Annotated in this window: 24 protein-coding genes and 1 pseudogene; 6 read left to right on the top strand and 19 right to left on the bottom strand. The window is 58.7% G+C overall.

All coding sequences use genetic code 11. The features are described 5' to 3' along the window. Positions 1 to 265: 265 nt before the first annotated feature. Together ACN0SY_RS01540 and ACN0SY_RS01535 are read right to left on the bottom strand one after the other, a co-directional pair. Positions 266 to 781 (bottom strand): Dps family protein, encoded by a 516-nt coding sequence (locus ACN0SY_RS01540; protein ID WP_417683998.1) that lies wholly within the window; start codon positions 779 to 781, stop codon positions 266 to 268. A gap of 34 nt (positions 782 to 815) precedes the next feature. Further along, on the bottom strand, positions 816 to 1,028 hold the full coding sequence (locus ACN0SY_RS01535; RefSeq protein WP_417683997.1) for a hypothetical protein: 213 nt from the start codon (positions 1,026 to 1,028) through the stop codon (positions 816 to 818). 263 nt (positions 1,029 to 1,291) lie between these two features. Here ACN0SY_RS01535 and ACN0SY_RS01530 point away from each other — a divergent pair, with 263 nt between their 5' ends. Together ACN0SY_RS01530 and ACN0SY_RS01525 are read left to right on the top strand one after the other, a co-directional pair. Continuing rightward, entirely contained in the window at positions 1,292 to 2,719 is a 1,428-nt protein-coding gene (locus ACN0SY_RS01530) for an alpha,alpha-trehalose-phosphate synthase (UDP-forming) (protein WP_417683996.1), read from the top strand. After that, positions 2,719 to 2,988 (top strand): hypothetical protein, encoded by a 270-nt coding sequence (locus tag ACN0SY_RS01525; protein WP_417683995.1) that lies wholly within the window; start codon positions 2,719 to 2,721, stop codon positions 2,986 to 2,988. Before ACN0SY_RS01530 ends, ACN0SY_RS01525 begins: the two co-directional genes overlap by 1 nt. Before the next feature lie 23 nt (positions 2,989 to 3,011). On the opposite strand, the gene ACN0SY_RS01520 is transcribed toward ACN0SY_RS01525, so the two are convergent. The 7 genes from ACN0SY_RS01520 to ACN0SY_RS01490 form a co-directional block, all read right to left on the bottom strand. Beyond that, positions 3,012 to 3,506 (bottom strand): DUF421 domain-containing protein, encoded by a 495-nt coding sequence (locus ACN0SY_RS01520; protein WP_417683994.1) that lies wholly within the window; start codon positions 3,504 to 3,506, stop codon positions 3,012 to 3,014. A 1-nt stretch (position 3,507) separates the two neighbouring features. Beyond that, positions 3,508 to 4,155, bottom strand: coding sequence for a DUF1989 domain-containing protein (locus tag ACN0SY_RS01515; RefSeq protein ID WP_417683993.1), 648 nt, complete (start codon positions 4,153 to 4,155; stop codon positions 3,508 to 3,510). Beyond that, positions 4,152 to 4,820, bottom strand: coding sequence for a guanitoxin biosynthesis heme-dependent pre-guanitoxin N-hydroxylase GntA (gene gntA / locus ACN0SY_RS01510; protein ID WP_417683992.1), 669 nt, complete (start codon positions 4,818 to 4,820; stop codon positions 4,152 to 4,154). Before gntA ends, ACN0SY_RS01515 begins: the two co-directional genes overlap by 4 nt. A gap of 94 nt (positions 4,821 to 4,914) precedes the next feature. Further along, positions 4,915 to 5,475 (bottom strand): hypothetical protein, encoded by a 561-nt coding sequence (locus tag ACN0SY_RS01505; protein WP_417683991.1) that lies wholly within the window; start codon positions 5,473 to 5,475, stop codon positions 4,915 to 4,917. A 10-nt stretch (positions 5,476 to 5,485) separates the two neighbouring features. Beyond that, entirely contained in the window at positions 5,486 to 5,731 is a 246-nt protein-coding gene (locus ACN0SY_RS01500; RefSeq protein WP_417683990.1) for a hypothetical protein, read from the bottom strand. A 248-nt stretch (positions 5,732 to 5,979) separates the two neighbouring features. Continuing rightward, positions 5,980 to 6,294 (bottom strand): hypothetical protein, encoded by a 315-nt coding sequence (locus tag ACN0SY_RS01495; RefSeq protein ID WP_417683989.1) that lies wholly within the window; start codon positions 6,292 to 6,294, stop codon positions 5,980 to 5,982. Then, on the bottom strand, positions 6,291 to 6,686 hold the full coding sequence (locus ACN0SY_RS01490) for a phage holin family protein (protein WP_417683988.1): 396 nt from the start codon (positions 6,684 to 6,686) through the stop codon (positions 6,291 to 6,293). Before ACN0SY_RS01490 ends, ACN0SY_RS01495 begins: the two co-directional genes overlap by 4 nt. A gap of 322 nt (positions 6,687 to 7,008) precedes the next feature. Between ACN0SY_RS01490 and ACN0SY_RS01485 the strand changes: the two genes are divergently transcribed. Beyond that, positions 7,009 to 7,557 carry a biliverdin-producing heme oxygenase gene (locus ACN0SY_RS01485; protein WP_417683987.1) on the top strand — a complete coding sequence of 183 codons (549 nt, stop codon included), beginning with the start codon at positions 7,009 to 7,011 and terminating at the stop codon, positions 7,555 to 7,557. Between the two features lie 79 nt (positions 7,558 to 7,636). Further along, positions 7,637 to 10,180: an HWE histidine kinase domain-containing protein gene (locus tag ACN0SY_RS01480; RefSeq protein WP_417683986.1), complete on the top strand. Its 2,544-nt coding sequence runs from the start codon at positions 7,637 to 7,639 to the stop codon at positions 10,178 to 10,180. Between the two features lie 42 nt (positions 10,181 to 10,222). On the opposite strand, the gene ACN0SY_RS01475 is transcribed toward ACN0SY_RS01480, so the two are convergent. From ACN0SY_RS01475 to ytfQ, 5 genes are all read right to left on the bottom strand, one after another. After that, complete coding sequence (locus ACN0SY_RS01475) at positions 10,223 to 10,942, bottom strand: FadR/GntR family transcriptional regulator (RefSeq protein WP_417683985.1); 720 nt, start codon at positions 10,940 to 10,942, stop codon at positions 10,223 to 10,225. Further along, positions 10,939 to 11,928 carry a galactofuranose ABC transporter, permease protein YjfF gene (gene yjfF, locus ACN0SY_RS01470; protein WP_417685839.1) on the bottom strand — a complete coding sequence of 330 codons (990 nt, stop codon included), beginning with the start codon at positions 11,926 to 11,928 and terminating at the stop codon, positions 10,939 to 10,941. The genes ACN0SY_RS01475 and yjfF overlap by 4 nt, the downstream gene beginning before the upstream one ends. Beyond that, positions 11,928 to 12,968: an ABC transporter permease gene (locus tag ACN0SY_RS01465; RefSeq protein ID WP_417683984.1), complete on the bottom strand. Its 1,041-nt coding sequence runs from the start codon at positions 12,966 to 12,968 to the stop codon at positions 11,928 to 11,930. Before ACN0SY_RS01465 ends, yjfF begins: the two co-directional genes overlap by 1 nt. After that, positions 12,968 to 14,482: a sugar ABC transporter ATP-binding protein gene (locus tag ACN0SY_RS01460; protein ID WP_417683983.1), complete on the bottom strand. Its 1,515-nt coding sequence runs from the start codon at positions 14,480 to 14,482 to the stop codon at positions 12,968 to 12,970. The genes ACN0SY_RS01465 and ACN0SY_RS01460 overlap by 1 nt, the downstream gene beginning before the upstream one ends. A gap of 93 nt (positions 14,483 to 14,575) precedes the next feature. After that, on the bottom strand, positions 14,576 to 15,529 hold the full coding sequence (ytfQ, locus tag ACN0SY_RS01455) for a galactofuranose ABC transporter, galactofuranose-binding protein YtfQ (protein ID WP_417683982.1): 954 nt from the start codon (positions 15,527 to 15,529) through the stop codon (positions 14,576 to 14,578). 309 nt (positions 15,530 to 15,838) lie between these two features. On the opposite strand from ytfQ, the gene trxC reads away from it, so the two are divergent. After that, entirely contained in the window at positions 15,839 to 16,285 is a 447-nt protein-coding gene (gene trxC / locus ACN0SY_RS01450; protein ID WP_417683981.1) for a thioredoxin TrxC, read from the top strand. A gap of 83 nt (positions 16,286 to 16,368) precedes the next feature. Then, positions 16,369 to 16,989, top strand: coding sequence for a glutathione S-transferase family protein (locus ACN0SY_RS01445; RefSeq protein WP_417683980.1), 621 nt, complete (start codon positions 16,369 to 16,371; stop codon positions 16,987 to 16,989). A gap of 354 nt (positions 16,990 to 17,343) precedes the next feature. On the opposite strand, the gene ACN0SY_RS01440 is transcribed toward ACN0SY_RS01445, so the two are convergent. The 5 genes and pseudogenes from ACN0SY_RS01440 to ACN0SY_RS01420 form a co-directional block, all read right to left on the bottom strand. After that, positions 17,344 to 18,531, bottom strand: coding sequence for a hypothetical protein (locus ACN0SY_RS01440; protein ID WP_417683979.1), 1,188 nt, complete (start codon positions 18,529 to 18,531; stop codon positions 17,344 to 17,346). A 261-nt stretch (positions 18,532 to 18,792) separates the two neighbouring features. Next, positions 18,793 to 19,185 (bottom strand): annotated as a pseudogene (locus ACN0SY_RS01435) (TniQ family protein); the annotation flags it as partial. A gap of 23 nt (positions 19,186 to 19,208) precedes the next feature. Continuing rightward, the gene (locus ACN0SY_RS01430) at positions 19,209 to 20,303 is read right to left on the bottom strand and encodes an ATP-binding protein (RefSeq protein WP_417683978.1); all 1,095 of its coding nucleotides are present in this window, start codon (positions 20,301 to 20,303) and stop codon (positions 19,209 to 19,211) included. 1 nt (position 20,304) lies between these two features. Further along, entirely contained in the window at positions 20,305 to 22,506 is a 2,202-nt protein-coding gene (locus tag ACN0SY_RS01425) for a Mu transposase C-terminal domain-containing protein (protein WP_417683977.1), read from the bottom strand. After that, on the bottom strand, positions 22,503 to 23,189 hold the full coding sequence (locus ACN0SY_RS01420) for a hypothetical protein (RefSeq protein WP_417683976.1): 687 nt from the start codon (positions 23,187 to 23,189) through the stop codon (positions 22,503 to 22,505). The genes ACN0SY_RS01425 and ACN0SY_RS01420 overlap by 4 nt, the downstream gene beginning before the upstream one ends. Positions 23,190 to 23,208 lie beyond the last annotated feature (19 nt).

Raw genomic sequence — 23,208 nt, 5'->3', positions numbered from 1 at the left:
ATCAATTCGCTCTGACGTTCCTGGTTGACCTGCCGGATCTTCGAGAACCGGTTGAGGGCTTTGCGCCAGTGTAACAATGCCGTTCGTTTCTGCCGACGGGTGAGAGCCCTGTCGCGAAGGATTGCATCTGGAGAGGCGAAACCTGCAAATGTCTTTGGCGTTGGCATGGGCAATTCTTGAGTAATCTTGGCATCCGCTCCAGGCACGCTAGCGGACGTTAGGCGGCCCGGAACGGTTATTATTACGTTCCGGGCGCGATTCAGGATCAGTCTGTCACAAGAGCACGAAGCATCCATACCGCCTGCTCGTGGAACGCCAGGCGTTCTGTAAGAAGGTCCTCGGTCACCGGGTCGGCATTCTCGCCCGCGAACTCAGCCACATCGCGCATCTCGGCGGCGATCTTCTCGTGGGCCTTGACCAGTTCCTCGACCATGACCTTCGCACTCGGCATTCCCTTGCCCGGGGCCGAAATGTCGATGGTCATTTTCAGGTGATCGGCATCCACCGGGGCCGGGTAGCCAAGAGCGCGGATGCGTTCTGCTATGTCGTCGGCCGCCTTGAACATGTTTTCATAGTGCTGCTCGGTCAGGTCGTGGATCGACTTGAACAGCGGGCCGACCACGTTCCAGTGATACACGTGCGAGCGCACGACGAGCATGTAGGTGTCGGCCAGAACGACCGAAAGATGCTTCGCGATCTGTTCGCGCGCGGCCTGGTCGATACCGGTTTTCGGGTTCTCGGATTTCTTGGTCTTGACGTTCAGAACGTTGGCGGAAGCCATGCGCTTTCCTTTCCTGTGGACTTGGGAGGAGGGATTAGTTGGTGACTGGACCGGTTGGCGCCGACAGAACACTTGAGTTGTTCTCGGCGGACACGGCAGAGGGTTCCGGATCCGGCTCGAAGAGGCCGATGACGGCAAATGCGCACACCACGATCGCAAGACTTGCCAGAAGAACCGCGAGGACGGGACGTCCGCGCCGGGCCTGACGGGCTTCGGTGGTGGTCTTCAATGTCGGTTCTTCGTTCATCGCATATCCCCTTTCGGTGTCGGAGTTGAGCCGGACTGGGGCGGCATTAGAGGCGTTATTCGGAAGGATCGTTCCGCAAGCCTCGGCCGCTGCAGGTTTGCTGCGATCGTTCCAGCCAATGAATGAACGTGAGATCACCGGCATGGTTCCAAAAAAGGCGTTTCCCAGACCCCGGCATTCCAGCCGACGGGGTTCACGGGAACTTTTGCAGTGCAAGAAGGTTCACTTGTCAGTGCCCCAAAATTCATTTCAGGAGACTGCCGATGTCCCGCCTTGTCGTGATCTCAAACCGTCTGCCGCTTGGTTCCAATCCATCGGGAGGTCTGGTGGTCGCGCTTCACGACACGATGAAGGAGAGGGGCGGGTTGTGGGTCGGTGTTGAGCCGGGGGAAAATGCCGGCGGCGCCCAGCCCCGATTTGTCGAGCACCCGGGCCTCAGTTTCGAGCGCAAGGCTCTCGAGATCCCTGAAGAACTCTATGACGCCTATTACCTTGGCTACGCCAACTCCGTGCTTTGGCCGCTTTGTCATGGTCGGATCGATCTGCTCGACCTGCAGCCTCACTACCGGCAGGGTTATATCGAGGTGAACCGCCGTTTGGCGCGCACGCTGGCGGAAGAGCTTGCACCAGACGACATCATCTGGGTGCACGACTATCACCTGTTCCCGCTCGCTCAGATGCTCAGGAGCGAAGGCGTCCTCAATCCGATCGGGTTCTTCCTCCATATTCCGTTTCCCTCCGCCGCGAACATCGGTGCCTTGACCGACGTCACCGAACTCGCCGGCTGGCTCGCCGCGTTCGACCTGGTCGGCCTCCAGACCAACCGTGATGTTGCGGCATGCCTTGAGGTCTTCCGTACCTTGCCAGGCTCCGAGATGCTGATGGACGGCGCGATCCGCTATCGCTCGCGAATGGTTGACGTAAAAAGCTTCCCTATCGGGATCGATGCCCGGCAGTTTGCTGAAATCGCGGCCAGCCGCTCACAGCGTCACGAGCCGACGGGTTCGATTGGCGAATTGATCATAGGGGCCGATCGCCTCGATTATTCCAAGGGCTTGCCGCAGCGTTTCCGCGCCTATGCCGATCTCCTGGAACACCATTCCGAATGGCGTGGGAAGGTGTCGTATCTCCAGATCGCGTCGCCGACCCGCGAAAACGTCGAGGCCTATCGCGACATTCGCGAGGAGCTGGAACAGCTGTCAGGCGCCATAAACGGCAGGTTCGCCGACATCGGCTACACCCCGCTTCAATATATTCATCGACCGGTCGAGCGTGATCGCCTGGCCGGTTTGTTCCGGCGGTCGCGCGTCGGGCTGGTGACGCCGCTCGCCGATGGCATGAACCTCGTCGCAAAGGAATATGTGGCGGCGCAAGACCCTGCTGATCCCGGCGTCCTTGTCCTGTCTTGCTTTGCAGGGGCGGCAGAGCAGCTCGGAGACGCCGTCCTTCTTGCCAATCCTTATGACACTCGGCAGATGAGTCAGCGCATCCATGAGGCCCTGGCCATGCCGCTCGATGAGCGCCGGCAACGTCATCAGGCGGCGATTGAAAACATCGTCGATGAAGACGTGAACTGGTGGGCGGCCACCTTTATCAAGGCTTTGCAGGCGAAATCGGTCGGAAGCGATTTCCTTGACCTTCTGCGCAAGTTGCCGCGCTCGCAAACACTGACGGCTGTGGAGCAGGCGTGATGGCTGATCGTTATCTGGTGCTTGTTCCGGGGATGCGCGAAGAAGAGCTCGAGGTCGACCTTGAAAAGGCGGGCGCGTCCGAGAGCTGTTGGCTCCAGGACGATTTGGCCCTGGCGGTAACGCAGCAAACCCGTTCAAGATTCTACCATGCCATCAAGCGTCAGATTGGAAAACAGCAGCCCTTGCTCGTGGCGCCGCTCGCATCTGCGCCCAAGTTCAAGGGCATGGCGGAGGGATCGACAAAATGGGTGCGCCAGCACATACGGTGACGGGCTGGCTGTGCAGGGTGAGCTCAAACTTGCCGGTGATCGCGCCGGGGAATGACCGAGACCGTTGCATCCGTCTCCAAAATGACTTCCTCGGTCATTGAAATGTCATCCAGGCCTTGCTGGCGCAGAGCGGAGCGGATTTCCTCGCTGGTTACCCTCTCGCGCCGCATTGCACCATCATCGAAACGCCCGTGACGTGCGAGGGTTCGCGGTGACGGCTTGATCCAGGCAGCAAAGCGTTCAGATCGGCAGGTTATGGCTGTCAGTGCAAATTGCAGCGCAAGGAAGGCGGCAACCGCAAACAGCGTTTCAGCCACAGTCACATCCTTCAGCAAGGCACCGGAGGCGACCATTGAGCCGAGTGCAACGGTGACGATCCAGTCAAAATTGTTCATCTGCGCCATCGAGCGTTTGCCTGCGATCCGGATGAAGGCAATGATCGCGAAATAGAGCATCGGGACGCGGATGGCGATGCGGATGAGATCGTCAAACCCGTCGAACCAGATTGGCTCTGCCATCTCAGGCCCCCGATGTTTCCAGATCTGCCTCAGCCGGCTTTTCAGGGTTTACCCATGAAGGGCAAACATCGGTCACTGAATAATCGATGGGCTTGAAGCTGAAATTGTTGGATTGACCGGCCGAACACGCGGTCATGCCGATGACGAGATCGTCCAGCGCCTCGAAAACGATGCGAGCGCCGGGCCTGCTTTTGGGGGGCAGCACCTTGATTTCGCCGGTCGAGCCATTGACGTCGACGTTCATGAACACGTTGAAGGCGATAGGAACTTCGTCGGCGCCGATGCCATAGGGGGAAAGGGCTTCGGCAAGATTGCCGTGACAGCCCTGATGAGGATCCTTGTCCCCGTAGATGATCCGGAATGTGTCCCTGGAACAGGGTGTCAGCAGAAAGTCATGACGCCCGACTTCGTCCGCAACGATGCTCAGAAGTGGATTCGACCTGTTGGAGTACAGCAGGTCGCCGGTCGTCAGAAAGATCCGGCTGGCATAATCGATCGAGCGGCCCGAGGAGATGTGCTCCTTGCGGTCGGCGCTCTTGTAGGCGACGAGGTCGCAAACTTGCTCGCCTAATGGGTCGATGACGGTCAGGAATTGGCCTTTCTGCAGGTCGAAAGCAGTACCCGAGCGTGGCGGAATGCGGGATGTCATGCTGCACCTTCCTTGTAGGAGAACGGACAGCGCCAGTCATTGTCGACCATACGGCCGCTATACTGGCGTGCTTCTGAAGCCCTGCCGAAATCATCGAGCATCGGATTGATGGAGCCCGCCAGCTCCTGGTCGCGCTGACGAATGATTTCCTTCATCTTGTCGAAACGTCCATCCTCACGCAGCTTTTCGAATTGCCGATGGGAATTGAACACAAGAACCGGATAGGCGAAGCGGCGAGCAGGGCGCGAAGCACCGGGATGCAACCCCACGACAAAGAATGGCTCTCCGCAAATGCTCATCGAAAAATGCGCATCGTTCGGGTCGTTGGACACATCCGGGTTCCAGATTTCACCAGTCGCAACGTCGAGATTGTGCAGGCATTGAAGCCGGTCCCACAGCGCCGTTTCGAATTCGTCCTCCGTGACCTCGCATGGGCCACGAAACAGCACCGCCAGCGATTGGACGGTCGGGGAGTCCAGATCCAGGCTGTCATGGAAAGCCCTGACGGCGTCGTGAATTTCCAGGTCTGACGTCGGGCGGTCAATCGCGTCGGCGATCACGAGCTGGATGTTGTCGCGAACCAGGGCGGATTTGGCTCCGACACAGGGAAAACTGTCGGAAGTAATGAAGTCCTCGAACGCCTTGCGAAGATCATGGTCGTCCATGGTGTGTCTCCGAACGTGTCGATGAGGGGAGTGATTTGAGGGAAGGGTTTGCCGGCGGCGTCCGTTGGGATCGCCGCCGGAACAAGATGGCTCTTTAGCCGGCGCGCGAGACGCTGGTCACGGAAACCGGATCACTTGCAGGGAAGGAATCTTCCAGGCCTTCCTCAAGCGCGGCTTCATCGTGATCGTACTCGGAGGAACCGGTCATCTGGCTCATCGCTTCCTCCGCCTTGCGGCGGCCCTTGCGAAGGGTCGACTTGCCGGCCTCGGTCGCGCTCTTGATAAAGTCGTTGCTGGCCTCGCCGAACGCCTTGGTCTCCAGACGGCTTTTCGGGATCAGCGCGCCGAGCGCGAAACCGGCAACCAGGCCAAGGGCGCCGACCGCAAACGGATGCTCGCGAGCAAAACCGGAAGCGCGGGCGGCTGCGTCCTTGCAACCCTGCTGCACCTGGCGAGACGTGTCGCCGAGCTTTTCGCGGTAACTGGAAGCTGCCTCGGAACGCGACTGGCGACGTTCGTCATAGGCAGGATTGCGGCCACCTTCTGCGTGACGCTTGGCTTCCTGCTCCTCAAAGAACTCGCGGCTCGGTGTCGGGGCGATCGTGCGGTTCTGCGGCTTGGTAGAAGCGCGTTTGGTCGTGGAGTTACTAGGCATCTGGTTCTCCTTACTTGGTGCTGGAGGAAATGAAACGGGCGGCCAGGAAGCCGGCTGCAGCGGCGCCGAGCGCCAGGGGCAGGGGGTGCTGGCGGGCGGTGGCAGCAATCGCAGCCAGTGCCTCGTCGCCATCGACGTGCCGGATCTTTTCGGCGGAAACCTCGATATAGTCGGCGGCAGCTTTGCTTATCGGCGCGACGAGATCGTCGTCGGCCGGCTGCGAAGACCTGAGGGTTGACGCGACCTGATCCAGCATGGATGCAGAGGCGTGCAATTTCCGCGAAAGTGCTCGGCCTGCGTGATGAGTAAGGCTGCTCGTTAGAGTTTTTGCCTCGCTCACAAGTGTATCTGCAAGAGGTGAAACAATGTCCGATGCAAAAACCGTATTTGCTTCGCCATTTTGCAGCTTTTCGGTTTGTGAAGTTCGAAGTGTCATTTTGCTTTCCTCTTTGGATGTAGAGAAAATGCTTCGATGGTGCCGCGGTTCCTTTGCGATGAAGAAAATTATTTATTTCTTTGATTGGCGCTGACTGAGTTGGTTTGACCCAGGTGCCTGGTTGAGGCGCCGATCAGGAAGCCGATGCTTGCGGCCAGGCACAAGACTGCCACCGGGCTTGCTGCCAGGACTTCGGTGCTGATCGCATGCTTCTTGGAAGGGCGATTGGCCGGTCGGGTTGCTGCGAGTGATCGTCTAGCCAGCATTGCACTTGCCGCCTGTAATGGAGCCTGTCGGACCTCGGCAACCTGACGGCGTAAAAGGTTCCGTTTTTGCTCTGCCCGAGTTTCCAGCTCGTTCGGGTCTGCGAGGCGGTTGCTCATTGGAACGCCTCCTTCACCAATTCGAGGTCTTTCTTCAGCTGGCGTACGGTTCTGGTCAAGGCGAGTTGTTCGGGGGCAAGACGCCGCCTACCGTACCAGACCAGCGCTCCTGCGACGCAAAGGGTGAGGGCGCCGACGATCAGATGGGCAAGTGGATCGGCGATGCCTCGAGCAGCGAGCGCCGCGGAGGCAGACATGAGAACCATGAAGGTTGCAGGCAGCGCCAGGACGGCACCGGCTGCGATCGCGATCAATCCGTTGACGATCAGTCCGCTCTTTTCGGCAATCTCCGAACGTAGGAGGCGGAACTCCGTCTTGCACAAATCGGCGATGGTGCTTCTGATCGAAGCAGGGCCCTTCAAAGGATCGGAGATTGGGTCCGGAATTGTCATGAAACATGCCCCTTTTTCCATCTGGCGTTGGCATTCGTATGACCGCTCTGTCACTGGTCAGAGCTCCGGAAGGAACGCTGTGTCTGCGACAGAGGTTCCGAAAAATCATGTTGGCAGCTCGCCGGAATGCTCCAAAAACGGTTGTGACAACCGCGTTGAAAAAAATCGGACTTTTTGTGGAACCGCTCCGAAACTGGTGCGTTTGATTCAAGTAATGTAGGGGTAATTCTGGTGGTCCGGCGCCTGTGAAATGGCTCTGCGGCAATGTCGACACAGGGTCTTTGCGTTGTGTTCCTGAAAACCCGGGCCTGGGAGCTCTTTTTTGAATTCCGCTTTCACCGCTATCCGCCAGGGAGGCTGCAAAGCCGAAATTCGTCATGTCTTAGCCGAGGCGACCCGTGACCTGCATACCGCGGTCGATCGCCGGGCTGCTCTCTTCGACATGCGAAATCCCGAAGGTTTGTCCAGCTTCCTGTCATTCATGCATGCAGGGCTTTCCGCGATTGAAACGGCCCTCGACGAATTTGGGATGTCGAGCATCTTCCCCGAATGGCCGGACCGTAAGCGCCTTCATATCCTCGAGGAAGAGATCGCTATGGGTAACCAGGCGGGGGGGCGTGCCGTCAGGTTCCAATCGGAAGCTGAGACCTGGGGAGCGCTCTATGTTCTCGAGGGGTCGCGGCTCGGGGGCCGCATGTTGGCTCGCATGCTCCCCGAACCGTCCATCTCGCCATTTTTGGCGGGAAATATCGACTGCCGTTTCTGGTCGGTTTTTCTCGGGAAGCTGTCCGATGCAGACGATAGACTGAACGACCGTAATGGGATGATGCTGGGGGCTGGGAAAGCGTTCGGTGCCTTTCTCACCCCGTGATCGAACAGCATTTGTTTAACGTTGGGTTTGGAAATTATACGCAAGGGTGCCGAGCGCGGCTCCTCGAAAGGGTATGGGAATGGGTGATGTTGACCTGACGAATTGTGATCGCGAACCTATCCATCTCCTTGGCGGTGTTCAGGATTTCGGATGCCTGCTCGCATTCACCCCGGATTGGGTCGTCTCCCACGCCAGCGACAATTGCGCCGCCTATACAGGTCGCCATGCACCCGATCTTCTCGGAGCGCAGGCCTGCACGATTTTCAGCCAGGACGCCCTCCAGACATTGAGGAGCCGTCTGCAGTGGCTTCATGACTGCGACACGACCGAACGGCTCTTCGGCATCGACCTGTTCGGTTCCGGCACGCCCTTCGATGCGGCACTTCATCTCTCAGGTCATCGGATCATCGTGGAAATCGAGCCATGTCGCCAGAACGAGAGGATCGACGCGATTTCGCTGGTCCGGTCGATGATGGCAAGATTGGGCCGTGCCGAAAATCTCGACGCATTTCTTGATGCGGCCGCGCAGCAGATCCAGTCTGTTACAGGGTATGACCGCGTGATGGTCTACCGTTTCATGGAGGACGGCGCCGGCGAGGTTGTTGCAGAACGGGCGATGAACAATGTCGACAGCTTCCTGGGGCTTCGCTACCCGGCGTCCGACATTCCCAGACAAGCGCGGGCTCTTTACGTCAAGAACCAGTTCCGCATCATTGCGGACGTCAATGGCAATGTCTCCCGGATCATTGCGCCGCAGGGCGATGTTGAGCCGGTTGATCTGTCGCTCAGCGTCCTGCGCGCCGTTTCGCCGATCCATATCGAGTACCTGCGCAACATGGGCGTCGCCGCCTCCTTGTCCATCTCGATCGTCGTCGGGGGCGAATTGTGGGGGCTTTTTGCCTGTCATCATTATTCGCCCAAGCAGGTCGGTTTTGATCGCCGTACAGCTGCGGAGTTGTTCTCGCAGATGTTCTCTCTGGAGCTTTCGCGCCGAGAAACCGATGAGCTTTATATCCACGAGGCTCATGCACGCACGGTGCATGACAAGATCATGGCTGCGGTCTCTTTCGATGGCTCGATTTTCGACAACCTGTCGCGCTACCTGCCTCTTTTTCGCGATGTAATCGAGTGCGACGGTGTCGCCGTTTGGGTCGATGGCGATTTTGCCTGTAACGGCGAGTGTCCAGGCGAGGAAGACATGGCAGTTCTTGTGCCTTATCTGAACTCACAGCCAGAAAGTCAGACCTATGCAACGGCCACACTGTCGGCCGAACTCGCCAGCCATCCTGAAATCGCCCGGAAATTTCCGGGGTTGCTGGCCATTCCTGTCTCGCGTAGTCCGCGGGATTACCTGATCTTCTTCCGGCAAGAGCGCACGCAGCAGGTTAACTGGGCGGGTAATCCGCAAAAGGCAATACAGGTGGGGCCACTTGGCGACAGGCTGACGCCTCGCAAGAGCTTCGAGCTCTGGAAGGAAGAGGTCAGGGGAACGGCCGCGCCCTGGAATGCCTCGGATCTGCGGATCGCCGAAACCCTGCGTACGACGCTGCTCGAGATTATCCTGAAGTCGATTGGTGAAAGCGAGAAGCTGCGTCAGCAATCGGCGGACAAGCAGGATCTTCTGATCGGTGAACTCAACCACAGGGTTCGCAACATTCTCACTCTCATTCGTGGGCTCGTGGCGCAGACCGGCAAGCAGGTCCGCACGATCGACCAGTTCCAGACGGTTCTGGGTGACAGGGTACAGGCGCTTGCCCGCGCTCACGACCAGCTCACGCAGGAAAACTGGGCCCCTGCACCTTTCCGCAGTTTGATCGAAGCAGAGCTTGCAGCCTATTGCGTGGAGGGCGCCCTGCGCGCGCAACTGAGCGGCCCCCCGGTCCTCGTCAGTCCCAAAGCGTTCACGACGCTTGCGCTGGTGCTCCACGAGATGACGACCAATGCTGCCAAGTATGGAAGTCTTTCGATCTCTTCGGGCCGGCTCTCGGTCGTTTGGGCGCTCGCGGGGGATGGATCCCTCACGATTGACTGGCACGAACAGGGTGGCCCCAGGGTCTCGAGGCCGAAGCATGAAGGCTTCGGCAGCACGCTGATCAAACGCTCCGTACCTTTTGAGCTCCAGGGTGAGGCAAATCTCGATTTCGCACCGGCGGGCCTGCGGGCGCGTTTCAAGGTGCCGGCTGCCCACATTGTTTCCCGGGATGCGGGCAGTGCGATCAAGGGAGCCGGCAGCGGCGCGTCAAAAGCCGAGGTCGAACTGCCAAAACGTGAAACCGTCCTGTTGATTGAGGACAATGTCATCATAGCACTCGACGCCGAAGACATGCTCAAGTCGAACGGGTTTGCTGATGTGCGTGTGCACAACCGCGTTTCCGATGCGCTGGCGTATCTTGATCAGGAAACCTGCGGATTTGCGGTTCTAGATATCAATCTGGGAGACGAGACAAGTCTGGACATCGCAGATCGGCTCGTTGAGCTCGGCATTCCGTTCATTTTCGCGAGTGGATATGGGGACAGCACTGGTCTTCCCGAGCGGTTCCAGAACGCTGTGGTGCTGACAAAGCCCTACACCGCAGAGAACCTCGACACCTGCCTCGCGGAGATGTTGTCCCGAGCCGACTGACACAGCCCGGGCAACCCAAGCCTGCTCGCGAGCTGCTCGTGTTCAGGTGCTGAGTTCGATCCGGCGACCGGCGAGAATGACCGCCCGCATGGCTTCGCCGGCGGCTTCCGCGTCTCCCTTGGCGATTGCGGTAACGATGGCACGGTGGCGGGCGACGAACTCGTAGGTTTCCTGATCGTTGCGCTCGTTGGCCTCGGCGATGAAGAGCGAATAGAGCGCTGTCTGGACGAGGTCTCCGAGCGACTGCAGGAACCTGTTCCCGGACAGCTTAAGCACCATCTTGTGAAATTCGAGGTCTGCAACGGCGACTGCCGCCCGATCTTGTCCGGTTGAAAGATTGTCGCACAGTTTCCCAAGAGCTGCGCATTCGGCATCGCTTGCGCGCTTGGCCGCCTGTTCCGCTGCGGCCGGCTCGAAGATCAGCCGGATCTCGAACAGGTCTTCGAGGAATGGCCGGGAGTTCTTCAGCACCGAGTGCCAGCGAAGCACATCCGGGTCGAACATGTTCCACTCGGACGAGGGACGCACATGGGTGCCCACTTTCGCCTTGGACTGGATGAGGCCCTTCGCGATCAGCGTCTTCTTGGCCTCACGCACGACGGTGCGCGAGACATTGAACATTTCCGAGATGTCCGGGTCGAGCGGGATCATTGTTTCCGGCGGATATTCTCCGGAAACGATGGCTCGGCCAAGCTGCTCCACGACTTGATCGGTATGGTTGCCGATCTGGCTTCCCAGTCCGCCCGTTGCGACGAACGTCATGATTGCGCGGCGAACTCTGTCGCTGGTCTTCTGCGCAGTGTCGTTGCCCAAGTGAGTCCCTTCTGAAGCAGGATGAAGCCGAAGAGCAGACCGCCTATCACGATTTTGGTCCACCAGCTCGACAATGTTCCGTCAAACACAATAAACGTTTGTATCAACCCCATGATCAAAATGCCAAAGAAGGTCCCGGCGACGAACCCGGTGCCCCCGGACAGCAGCGTTCCGCCGATAACGACGGCCGCTATGGCATCGAGTTCAACGCCAACGGTCGCCAGAGAGTATCCTGCGGACGTGTAGAGCGAGAAGACGATACCGGACAGTCCGGCCAGCCCGCCGGAAATCGCGTAAATGACGATTGTCGTCTGGGCCAGCGGTACCCCCATCAGCCTGGCGGTCGCAAGGCCTCCGCCCATGGCATAGACGTTGTGGCCGAACCGGGTGCGATGGGCGACGATGATGCCGCCGATGAAGGTGAGCAGCATGATCAGGCCCGTCAGGCGGAATCTGCCGCCGCCGGGCGCCTTCCAGTAGATCGACTGCAGCGTGTCGTAGAACTCGTGCGTGATCGGCACGCTGTCCGTCGAAAGGACATAGGCAGCGCCGCGGGCGAGGAACATGCCGGCCAGCGTCACGATGAAGGGCGGCATTTCCAGGTAGTGGATCATCGCTCCCATGGCAGCACCGAACGAGACGGTGACAATCAGGACGAGACCGAAGGCCGTGATCGGATGGATCGAAGTGTCCCGCAGGACGACTGCCAGGAATACCCCGGTGAAGGCGATCACCGAGCCTATCGACAAGTCTATGCCTCCGGACAGGATCACGAAAGTCATTCCGACAGCGGCTATACCGAGAAAGGCATTGTCGGTCAGCAGGTTGGCGACCACCCTTGAGGACAGCATGGACGGGTATTGCCACGCGCATAACGTATAGGCGAGCACGAACGTCAGGATCGTGACCAGCAACGGTAGGTGGGTCGAGCGGATCATGACGTGCTTTCCTTGGCTTCCGTGGTCGGCTTTGATACGGGCGGCTCTGCCGATGCGCGCAAGATGTAGAGCGCGTGTTTGACGGTGGGCGACTGGATCATCAGGATTGCGATGATGATCAGGGCCTTGATGATCAGGTTGAACTCCGGTGGCATGCCGGACAGGAGGATCACCGAGTTCACCGATTGGATGATCAACGCGCCGATCAGAGAAGCGATGATCGAGAAGCGGCCGCCGAGCAGGGAGTTACCGCCGATGACCACCGCAAGGATGGCATCGAGTTCCAGCCACAGTCCGGCATTGTTGGCATCCGCCCCCTTGATGTCGGCGGCGACTATGACCCCCGCCAACGCGGCGCAGAAGCCTGAAATCAGGTAGACCGAGACGATCAGAACGCGGCTGTTTACACCTGCAAGGCGCGAAGAGCTTTCGTTGATGCCGATTGCCTCGATCAGCATGCCCAGTGCGGTACCTCGAACGATGGCGGTGATTGCAAGGCCAAGGCAGATCCAGATGACGATCGGTGTCGGAATACCGATGATCGTGCCCGCACCCAGATGATTGAGGCCAGCATCGACAAAGGTCAGGATCGTTCCCTCGGTCACCAGCTGGGCGATGCCGCGGCCGGCGACCATCAGGACAAGCGTCGCGACGATGGGCTGGATCCGAAGCACGGCGACCAGAATGCCGTTCCAGACGCCGCAGATGACACCAACGGCGAGCGCTCCGATCAACGCCACCTGCCAGGCATGGCCATCAACCACAAGGGACGCTGCCACGGCTCCGGCGATGGCCATGACCGCACCGACCGACAGGTCGATGCCCTTGGTCGCGATGACCAGCGTCATGCCTATGCACAGAAGGGCGGTCGGCGCACCGCGGTTGAAGACGTCGATCAGGTTGCCGAACAGGCGGCCGTTCTGGAATTCGATCCGGAAGAAGTCCGGAAACACGACAAGGTTGAGCAGCAGTACGGCAGCAAGAATGACCAGCTGCGGCGTCACCCGCTTCAAGGTAGCTCGTGAAACCGTCGACATCACGCGGCCTCCACAGCGGTCTCGTCGGCAATTGCCCGGACAATGTTCGCCGTCGTGATATCGTCTCCGGTCAATTCACTCACCTGACGTCGGTCGCGCAGAACGATCACGCGCGTGGAATAGGCGACGAGCTCTTCAAGCTCGGACGAAGCGACGAGTAGGGCCATGCCATCTTCGCGCAGCTTCTCGATGAGCGCGATGATCTCCGCATGGGCACCGACATCGATGCCTCGGGTCGGTTCATCGAGAATAAGAAACGACGGATTGGTCGCGAGCCAGCGTGCCAGAAGTGCCTTTTGCTGGTTGCCCCCGGACAGAAGCCGGATCGGCATGTCGAGATTGGCAAGCCGGATGTCGAGCGCCTTCACATAGCGCTCGGCCAGTTCGTTGACCTTTGCGGCGGGCAGGGGGCGGAACCACCCCTGCCGGGCCTGCAACGCCAGAACGATATTCTCCCGAACGGAAAGATCCCCCACGATCCCATCGCTTTTTCGATCCTCCGGGCAGAGCGCCCAGCGGTGCGCGATGGCATCCCGTGGGTGGCCAAGTCGAATCCGCCTGCCTTCCAGCAAGGCCTCGCCATGGTCGGCCTGAATGGCGCCGAAGATGAGGTTTGCCGTTTCCGTGCGTCCGGAGCCAAGCAATCCCGCGAGGCCAACGACTTCGCCGCGACGGATTTTCAGGTCGAACGGTTCGATGACGCCGCGCTTTGCGAAGTTCGAGAACTCGATGAAGGTCTCGCCGGCTTCCATTGGCGCCCTGTCGTGAATCCGGTCTTCCAGTTCGCGCCCCAGCATCAGCGTGACGATGTCTGTCTGGCTTGAATGGGCAAGGGTCTTGGTGGCAATGACCCGGCCGTTGCGCAAAATGGTGGCGCGGTCGGAGATCTCAAAGACCTGGTCAAGGAAATGGGTGATGAAGACGATGGCAAGGCCTTCGGACTTGAGCTTGTTGATCACCGAGAACAAAAGCTGCACCTCGTCGCGATCCAGGCTTGCCGTCGGCTCGTCCAGGATCAGGACCTTGCCGGAGAGTTCGACCGCGCGGGCGATGGCGATGACCTGCTGAACCGCGACGGAAAATGCAGACAGGGGTTCGGCCGGGTTGATATCAAGACCGAATTTTGCGAGCAGCTCACGCGATTGGGCATGCATCTGTCGCTGATTGATGAAACCGCGGCGCATGGGTTGGCGGCCGAGGAACAGGTTTTCCGCGACGCTCAGGTTCGGCAGAAGGTTCACCTCCTGGTAGACGGTGCCGATCCCCAGCACCTGGCTTTCCTGGGTGCTTGCGGGTGAGATTTCCTGTCCGTTGAGAACTATGGTGCCGCTGTCGCGCTTGTAGGCGCCGGTCAGGCACTTGATAAGGGTCGATTTACCGGCCCCGTTTTCGCCAAGCAGCGCATGGACTTCGCCCGGGTAGAGCGTCAGGTCAACTGCATCCAAAGCGATGGCGCCGGGGAAAAACTTGGAAACGCTCCGGCATTCGAGCACCGGGTCCTGCGTAAGCGACATCGGCTTTCTTCCTCCCCTGAAAGGCCGTCAATTCTTTTTCTTGTTCTATCTGAATGCCGGGCGGAGGTCTTCCGCCCGGCATGGGATTATGGATCAATATCCGAGATCTTTCTTCATCTCGTAGATGGCCTTGTTGTCATCCTTGAGAGTGAAGAGACGCGACTCGGTCTGGATCCACTTGGGAGGCGCGGTATTGGTGGACAGGTATGCTTCCAGCGCATCGAGGGCCGGGCCCGCCATGTTCGGGGTCAGCTCGATCGTGGCGTTCGCTTCGCCAGCCGCCATGGCAAGGTGAATGTCCGGCACGGAGTCGATGGACACGATCTTGATGTCCTGACCCGGCTTCAGGCCGGCTTCCTTGATCGCCTGGATGGCGCCGACGGCCATGTCGTCATTGTGGGCGTAAAGCGCGCAGATGTTGGCGCCGCCGACGGCCTTCAGGAAGCTTTCCATCACGACCTTGCCCTGGCTGCGGGTAAAGTCGCCGGTCTGGCTGCGAACGATGTTCAGGTTATCGTTGCCGGCAATGCCTTCCTCGAAGCCCTTCTTGCGGTCGATGGCCGGGGATGAACCGGTGGTGCCCTGCAGCTCGACGATGTCGCACTTGGCGCCTGCCATTTCATCGACCAGCCACTGGCCGGCAACGCGGCCTTCGTGGACGAGGTCGGACGTGACGGCGGTCAGGTAAAGGTCTTCCGGAGCGTCGACCGTACGGTCGAGCAGGATGACGGGAATCTCGGCTTCCTTGGCTTCCTTGAGCACTTCGTCCCAGCCGGTCGCGACGACCGGAGCCAGCAGGATCGCATCGACGCCTTGCGCCACGAAGGAGCGAAGGGCCTTGATCTGGTTTTCCTGCTTCTGCTGGGCATCGGCGAACTTCAGGTCGATACCGCGCTTTTCCGCTTCCTGTTTGGTCACGGTGGTTTCAGCTGCGCGCCAGCCAGATTCAGAACCGATTTGTGAAAAGCCGATGGTCAGATCGGCAGCCATTCCGGTTGCCGGGGCGATCGCCATCGCGCCGGCAATGAGCATTGCCTTTAAAGTCATAGTTTCCTCCCGAGGGTGTTTTCTCCTCACGAAAGGCATTAAGTAATACTTTATGACTTTTGTAAAGAGGTCCCGTCTGATCTGGCGCAAAATTGCCTAATCCAATGAAATTGCGAGGAAAATTTTAGTATGCGTCCGGAGTCGGAGCGCGGAGGGACGGGAGTTGCAGGTTTGGCAGACCGAATTGCAGCACTGGAATACCTGCGGATGACCGCCCGGATGAGTCCCGGATTACATCGGGTCTCCCTTGAAGGGCGGATGCCCTCGCTCCTATATGTTCGCGAGTTATGAAATATTGGATCCTGCTCCATGACAGATGCTGTGAAGCTGACATGCGCCACCTGTGGCCAGACCAACCGGGTGCCTGTGGCCAAGCTCACCGCCGGGCCGAAATGCGGCTCGTGTGGTGATCGGCTCATGACGGGAAATGTTGCCGAGCTGGATATGCGAACCCACGACAAGGCGACACGAACGGACGAGGTTCCGCTTGTCGTCGACTATTGGGCGCCCTGGTGTGGGCCGTGCCGCATGATGGCACCGGAATTCGCCAAGGCCGGCAAGGCGCTGTCGTCAAATGCACGTTTTGCCAAGATCAACACGGAAGACTTTCCGGGTGTATCCCAGCGGCTCGGGATCAGGGGCATTCCGCTTCTGATCCTGTGGCACAAGGGCCGCGAGGTCGCCCGGCTCGCCGGGGCGCGTCCTGCCGGCGAAATCGAGGCTTTCGTCCGAAAGGCGGCAGCTGTTCGGTCCTGAGGTATGCGCTCGGGTGATCGACCCGGTCACCGGATGCTGATAGACAGATTGTCCTTGTCGTCTCTGAAATCAGGAAACAATCCGTGATCAAGGTGCTTGGACGGCCAAATTCGGTCAACGTCCAGAAAGTCATGTGGTGCGCCGCCGAACTCGGCCTTGAGGTCGAGCGAACCGACATCGGCGGGGCCTTCGGGGGCAACGACCAGCCGGAGTATCTGGCCCAGAACCCCAATGGCCGCATACCGACGCTGGTCGACGGCGACCACGTGCAGTGGGAATCGAACGCCATCGTTCGCTACCTCTGTGATCGCTACGGGTCGGCGCCGTGGCAGCCGGGGACAGCGCAGCTGCGGGGCCACGCAGGCCAGTGGATGGACTGGTACGTAACAAGCGTGCACCCGCCCATGACGACCCTGTTCTGGCAACTGGTGCGCACCCCGGTCGGCGAGCGTGATCCGCTTGCCATGACTGCGGCCCTGAACGAGGCGGGCAAACTCTGGGCGATCCTCGACCGCCATCTGCAAAGCCGAAACTATATTCTCGGAGACGAGGTCAGCATGGCAGACATTCCGCTCGGCTGCTCCGCCTATCGCTGGCACTGCATGGAGTTCGACCGGCCGGACCTGCCGGCTCTAAAGGCCTGGTGGCAGCGCCTGTCCGGACGACCGGCCTACCGCGAGCACGTCATGCTGCCGATCACCTAAGGGCAGAAACATCTGCGATCGCCCCGGCGTTCATCGCCATACCCTTTGTGTAGCCGGTGACTTGCGGCGGCCACCAACGCCTCAAATTGAAAAACCCGCCCGTCGTTTCCGACGGGCGGGTTTCTTTATTCGTGTGTCAGGTGTCCCTACAAGCATAGTATGGCGCACGGGATATATAAGTCATTGAAAATAAATGCATTTATTTCTGAATTTGGCTCAGTTCTTCCGGGGATTCGGGCAAAGCCATAATCAAATGAAGCCAAAGCGTTGCTCAATAACGTCCTGAATTCCGGCTATTAGGCACAAAAAAGCCCCCCAAAATGGGAGGCGCTTTTGCGTTGACCGATCGGAGGATCAGGGATTCGGAAGGAGATCCGGATCCACAGAACGGACCTGATCCAGAGCATAGATGGTCGCCGGGATTTGATCCTTTGGGAAGGCGGCATCGACCCCCAATCCTTGAAGCCGTTTCATCATTGTCTGGAGATGAGTCCCGGATCGTCGTGACAGCGAACTGGCGGTCTCGAACCTTTCCATGAAGCTGTCCAGGATATCCCGTTTGACGATCGTCTGCGGACACCGGTTGATCGGATTGACCGCGGTTACAGCTTCGAGATGGTGATGGTTGATGAGTGCCTTGACCACCCGTGTCGACGTCTTCAGTTTCTGTTCGACCTCGCGAAGGGAATATCCACCATGGTCATCCCGGCGGACCAGCGGTTTAACCTCATCCGGATCAACGAGGACGGAAAGGAAACCGGTCAGCTCCGGGTCTGTCCGGATCGTGTCCAGACGGCCATCCAGGATCAGCTGCACGATCTCCGGGGTGGAGCAATTCGCCATCTTTGCTGCGCGCAAGATCGGCACCAAGTTCGTCTCCGCGCCCGTCGCCGGCACCGCACTGGCGGTCAAGGCCGACAGGAATTCATCCAGATCACGTTTTGCGAAGGCATGGTCCTTGAGAACGCCGGTGCCACCATGGAGCCAGGGTTTCAGGAGACCTGCCTCGAAGAGGACACGGTCTACGGGACGGGGCGCATTGATGTAAGCCCTGGTCTGGTTCAGGGACATGCTCTCTTCAATCCGGTCGAGATAGAATTTTGCATCGTCGGCATGGAACAGAACTCGCTCATCTGACTTGTGGAGTTGATCTTCGCCGATGAGGCCGACCGCATGGAGAACCTTCTTCAGCCTTTTCGGATGGGCGCCGGTTTCAAGGTGGGCAGAGTGAATGGAGTGAAGGATGCGTCTTGAAGGTCGCTGGCCGAAGATCTCGTCTTCCGATCCCATGGGCAGCGTATTGAAAGCGTGCTTGGTCATGATTTTCCGAAGCGGATCGTAGGCGGTATCTTCGGTCTCGTGGGCAAGCCATTCGTAGAGGCGTCCGTAGATCTGCCTGGGACCCCAGGCATGCCGAGTTCCTGCAAAGGTGTGCTGCATGTGATCCAGGTAGCTGTGAATTCCCTCTTCACCCCGTGCGGCAATCTCAAACCCGGTCTGGCCGGCTTCGTACCATTGGTCCTCTGACAGGGATTCAGCCATCACATCGGCGCCATGGAGTCTTGTTGCTCCGATGATCTCACAAGCCCGGGCGGCGGCATAAGCGGGGAGGGAGGAGGTCCAGAGATTGGGCCGATTACCTTTGATCCGATTTTCCAAATAGGTTTCCAGATCAGAAGGTTTACGGTGATGAGCAGACGCTACATGCTGGTCGAGCTTGGTAACAAAAGGTGTCACGAGTTTCGAAAAATCGTGCACTTGATTTGGAGAGTCATCGAAAGCCGCAACCACGAGTGCAGTATTGTGTTTCGAGCAGGTGCGGATGCCTGCAATCGTCCAAGAAACTCGTCCGTAATGTCTCGCTACCGGGTGATCGACATCGCGCGCGATGTCTTCTTGAAGACAATGTGGGCAGACCCGAATTTGGGCGCGACGCAGTGATGCCCTAGTGAATTGTTCGCCGTTGATCTCGAACATACGTTTGCCGGTAACGGTGGTTGTCACGCCAGGAAACCGCCCATTTTCAAAACCGACTAAACGAGATAGATCGGCAATTGCAGCCGGTGCGCCACCGCAAATACCCCGGTAGTCGAGCAATTCTTTGTAATTGCATAGGTCGCGCAGGGAGCAGGTGTGCAAGGCCGCAATACGGGAACAGTAACTGGTCAAAGTTTCGTCCGGGTGGCAGGTGGGGATGTAAAAAGAGTTCAGTTTGATTGTTATGCCCCCCTGACGACCTTGCTGCGCCGCCTTCTCGGCTTCGGCTCGTCCTCGATTTCCTCCTCGGGGAAAAGGGTATTGCGGACGTCAATGTCCTGCCACTCGACGCCGTCGGCGAAGACATTGTGCTCAGGGCGGCAACCGGTCTTGGCTTCATAGGCTCGCTCAAAGTCACCCATAAGCGGGTTCTTCCGTCCCTCTTGCAGCGTCACGGAAAGTGCTTCTTGGACGACTTCAATGAGATACCCAAGACGGCCTTCGGTGCCATGCAGGAGACGGCTGGCGAGTTCCCGGATTTGAAGACCGTCGAGAGATAACTCCGCCTTCCCACAGAAATTGTAGAGAATGTTTCGGATTTCCTTGAGGTCTTCCTTGCAAGCAGTCAGCTGGTCCAAGCGAACAAAGGTGCTACGGCGGCGCAGTTGGAAATCGCCCTCGATGATACGAGCGAGATTTGGCATTCCGCAGAGGATCAGCCACATCGGCCAGTCCGCATTTTGCATCAATCCTTTCAAGGTATCGCAGACCTTGAGCGCTTCGGCGGCGTTGTTCAGCTGGGTCAGATGCTGCAATTCATCGATGTGCAGGAAGCGGATCTTCCGCAGGGCGAGCTGTTCTCTGACAAGTCGCCAGACAACGTTTTCCCGAAGATCGCGTTGGACCCTGTAGCCCAAAGCCTCCAAAATCTCGATGCCAAGCTGCTTGAGGTTGCAGGGGGAGGGGGCCCAGACGGACAGGACAAATGTCTTGTCAGCTGGGTCGGTCATGCCGAGGTCGGCAAACGCACGCTCAAGAGAGCGGGACTTTCCGGTTCCAGATTCACCGACGATGACAACTGCCCGCCCTTCGTTCAACCGTCCAACGCGGCTCAGCCCCAGCGTTTCCGCGATGTCTTCGTGATCCTCGAAATCGTCCAGCAGTTTGTTGAGCTGGTCGATGAGCGTCTTGTCGCGTACGTGCGGATAATAGGTGTGCTTCAGCTGCGCCTGAAGGAGCGCGACTTCCGAACTGCGCTTTCGACGGCGACGCGCACCCTCCTGTTTTGCCGGAGTCTCAGCTACGGCGGTTTCATCATAGGAATTTTCAGTCTTCATCTCAGTCCTCCAAAATGTACTCGTAGTCATCGTCATCGTCATCGTCATCGTCGTCGTCGCCCAGGAACGGCAGCGCCTCCTTCACGTATGACTCTGTGGTGTTGTCATCGGCGGCAGCCGCATCACCGGCTTCATCTGCTTCGTCGTTTTCATCGAGCCCCAGAATGTCGCCATCGAAGTCTTCATCGATCCTGATGCGGTCGTCGGAGAACAGGCTGTCGAGCCTGGCGAGGTTGTCTGCTGTGAAGACCGGCGATGCGATATTTCGATTTTCACGGCTTTTGTCAGAAATACGCCGGAGGTCCTCGAGTGCCTTCTTAACGATCGCCTCCGACTGTGCGGCCTCCTCGCCGTAACGCGCCAACATGCGTTGCCGGTTGGCTACGTGCGCTTCCAGGGAAGTTCCGTGCATTTCCGGGGTCGTGCAGGGAACCTTGAGCCAGCCCTTTGGCGTCTCAACGGAGATGTGCCCAAGGTCATCTGGATCAAAGCGCACCTTCAGCAATCCGGTTCGGTATTTTCTCCGGACCCGCTGGAGCTCAGTGGACTGGTACTTGTTGCAGTAGAGCTGGATTCCTTCACTGCGGAGGCGGCGTTCCGCAACAAGCCCGACACAGGCGCGCATCGCGTCTTGGTTCGGGGGAAGCGGGACACCAACTTTTTTCCGAAGGGACAACCAGCAATTCCGAGGCGTCTGTCCACCCAAGCCCTCATGGGCCGTATTGTGGTAGACGTCGACCACCCAGCGAACGAGTGCTTTGCCAAGTTCTTCGATGGTGAGGGATGCGCGTTCCTCCGCTTTGTATTCTCCTTTATCGACAACGTTAGTGAAGGTGCGGCCCTCGAAGAGAGAGATCAGTCCGGTATGGACAGTGCTGAACACCCGTTCGATGGACCCGCGCAAATAGGGGGCACCAGCGACGGCGTAGTCGACCGCGATGCCAGCATCGATTGCCGCGGTGCTGAATGCGCCGGCGACATATGCCGGTCCATTGTCCACCCGAACCATCTGAATGTGGCCGGCCATGTCCCAAGGCGTTTCGCAACCGGCGGCCGCGGCGAAGTCGCTCTTGTCGGACATCGCCATTTTCAAGGTGGCTATTGCAAGATCGGTCGTGGCCGTGGGAGCCAGCTGCATTGCGAGAATGCACTTGGTACGAACGTCGATCGCGGCAGAAAGCTGCAATCGTCCAATGTCCTTGTTCAGGGTCTCGCGAGCCGAGATACCGAGCTTTTCCCAGATGCCGGTACCCTGAAGGAGGGTCTGGAGCGAGACCTTCCACTCATCGATCTCAACGACCTGCAAGGGCCACTCCGGACGGTGTTTGCCCTGAATGTACGCGTACTTCTTCATCGCGTAAGACTGGCCTTTTCGACCGGCATCAATGTGATAGGGCGCGAGCTTGCGAATTTCCGCGCGCATGGCCGCGATACTCGGCTTGGGAAGGACAGGCAGTCCCTTTTTTCCCCGCTTTTCATTCAGCGCGTCGAAATGTTCGCCGAATTTGTCATAGACACCCTTCATCGTAGGCTTGAGGAGGCTGGCATACTCACGGGCGCCGTCGCGAAGTAGGTCCCGGACATCCGGATGGAGGCGGTCTTTCCGGTTGCCGCACTTGTGCTTCAAAGGACAAAGCGCCATCGCATTGAAGTCGGCCGCTTCATACATCTGGAGCCAACGGCGGACGGTGCTGGGTTTCGGGATTCCGAAAGTTCCCGTCGTCTGCTCGGCACTGAACCGCGCCCCCAACGCACTCAGCGCGAGCTCGGTGCTCCACTTGCCATGAAGGTCAATGATGATTTTCGTCAGCGCGGCATCGCTGCGCGATGCCTTGCCTTCCTGCTCCAACTTGAGAAATTCGTCGCAGATGAACTGGCGGAAGCGGACGAGTTCGGCAACTTTCGGCTTCAAGTCCGAAAGCTTGGTGTTAGGACCGATCTTGAGAGACAGTGCCGACGGAGAAAAGGCATCCGCTTCGTTGGTCATCAACCCCTGAGCGACAAGGTCGAGCAGTTGTACGAAGGTGAACTTTTCGCAGACTTCCGGGTTGTCGACGCGGCGAAGCACGCAGGCTTCTTCGTCGGAAGACACCGCGGTGTACGGAATTCCCTTGATCGTGATCTTAGAGTGGGGCGAGAAGCGGATCCGCGTTGCGGATTCCGATACGGTGTTGGCGTTCTGGTTGCTGTGGAGTTCGGTCATGATGATTTTCCTTTTAGATTTGACTGCATTGCGGACTTCGGGGTGGGGAAGTCTTTGAGGGAGTGTGGGGATCGGCTCCAGATGATGCGCTTGTGCCTCAGCGGGCAGAGCGCCATGGCTTTGAAACCGCTGGCTTTGTATTTCCGGAGCCACGCTCGAAGAGTGCTTGGGTGCGGGCGAGTGATGGCTTGAACCGTCGGTGGTCCACGGAAGCGGTTGCCGGAGCGCTCCAAATTTGCCGGTCGGCGAAACCAGCTCGCGAAAATATGTCCAATCGCGACCTTCATGGCCGCATCACTTCGAGTGGTCAGGCCATTGAGTTCCATCGAAAGAAACTCGTCACAGAAGTACCTCCGGAACACCACGAGGTCAGCGATTTCAACGTCGAGATGCCAGGGCTGGATCTCGTGATCGTACTTGAGACCAAGTTCGGTGCTGGAAAACGCTTCCCGGTCCTGGGTCAAACGGCCCTGGGAAACAAGATCGCTCAGCTCGGCGGTCGTGTATTTCGCATATACCCGGGGCCGGTCGATGCGGCGGAGAACACAGCCCGTCTCATCGGACGAAACCTCTACGTGCGGGAGGCCGTTGATTGTGATCTTCGCAAAGGGATCCAGGTGGATGCGGGTATCCGAGCTAGTAGCGCTGCTGGTGTTTTGATCGCTGTCGGGGAGTTTGCTCATGTCTATTTTTCCTGTTCAG

This window comes from Roseibium sp., from assembly GCF_048261595.1.
GTDB lineage: Bacteria > Pseudomonadota > Alphaproteobacteria > Rhizobiales > Stappiaceae > Roseibium.
This window is presented reverse-complemented; position numbering and strand designations above follow the sequence as displayed.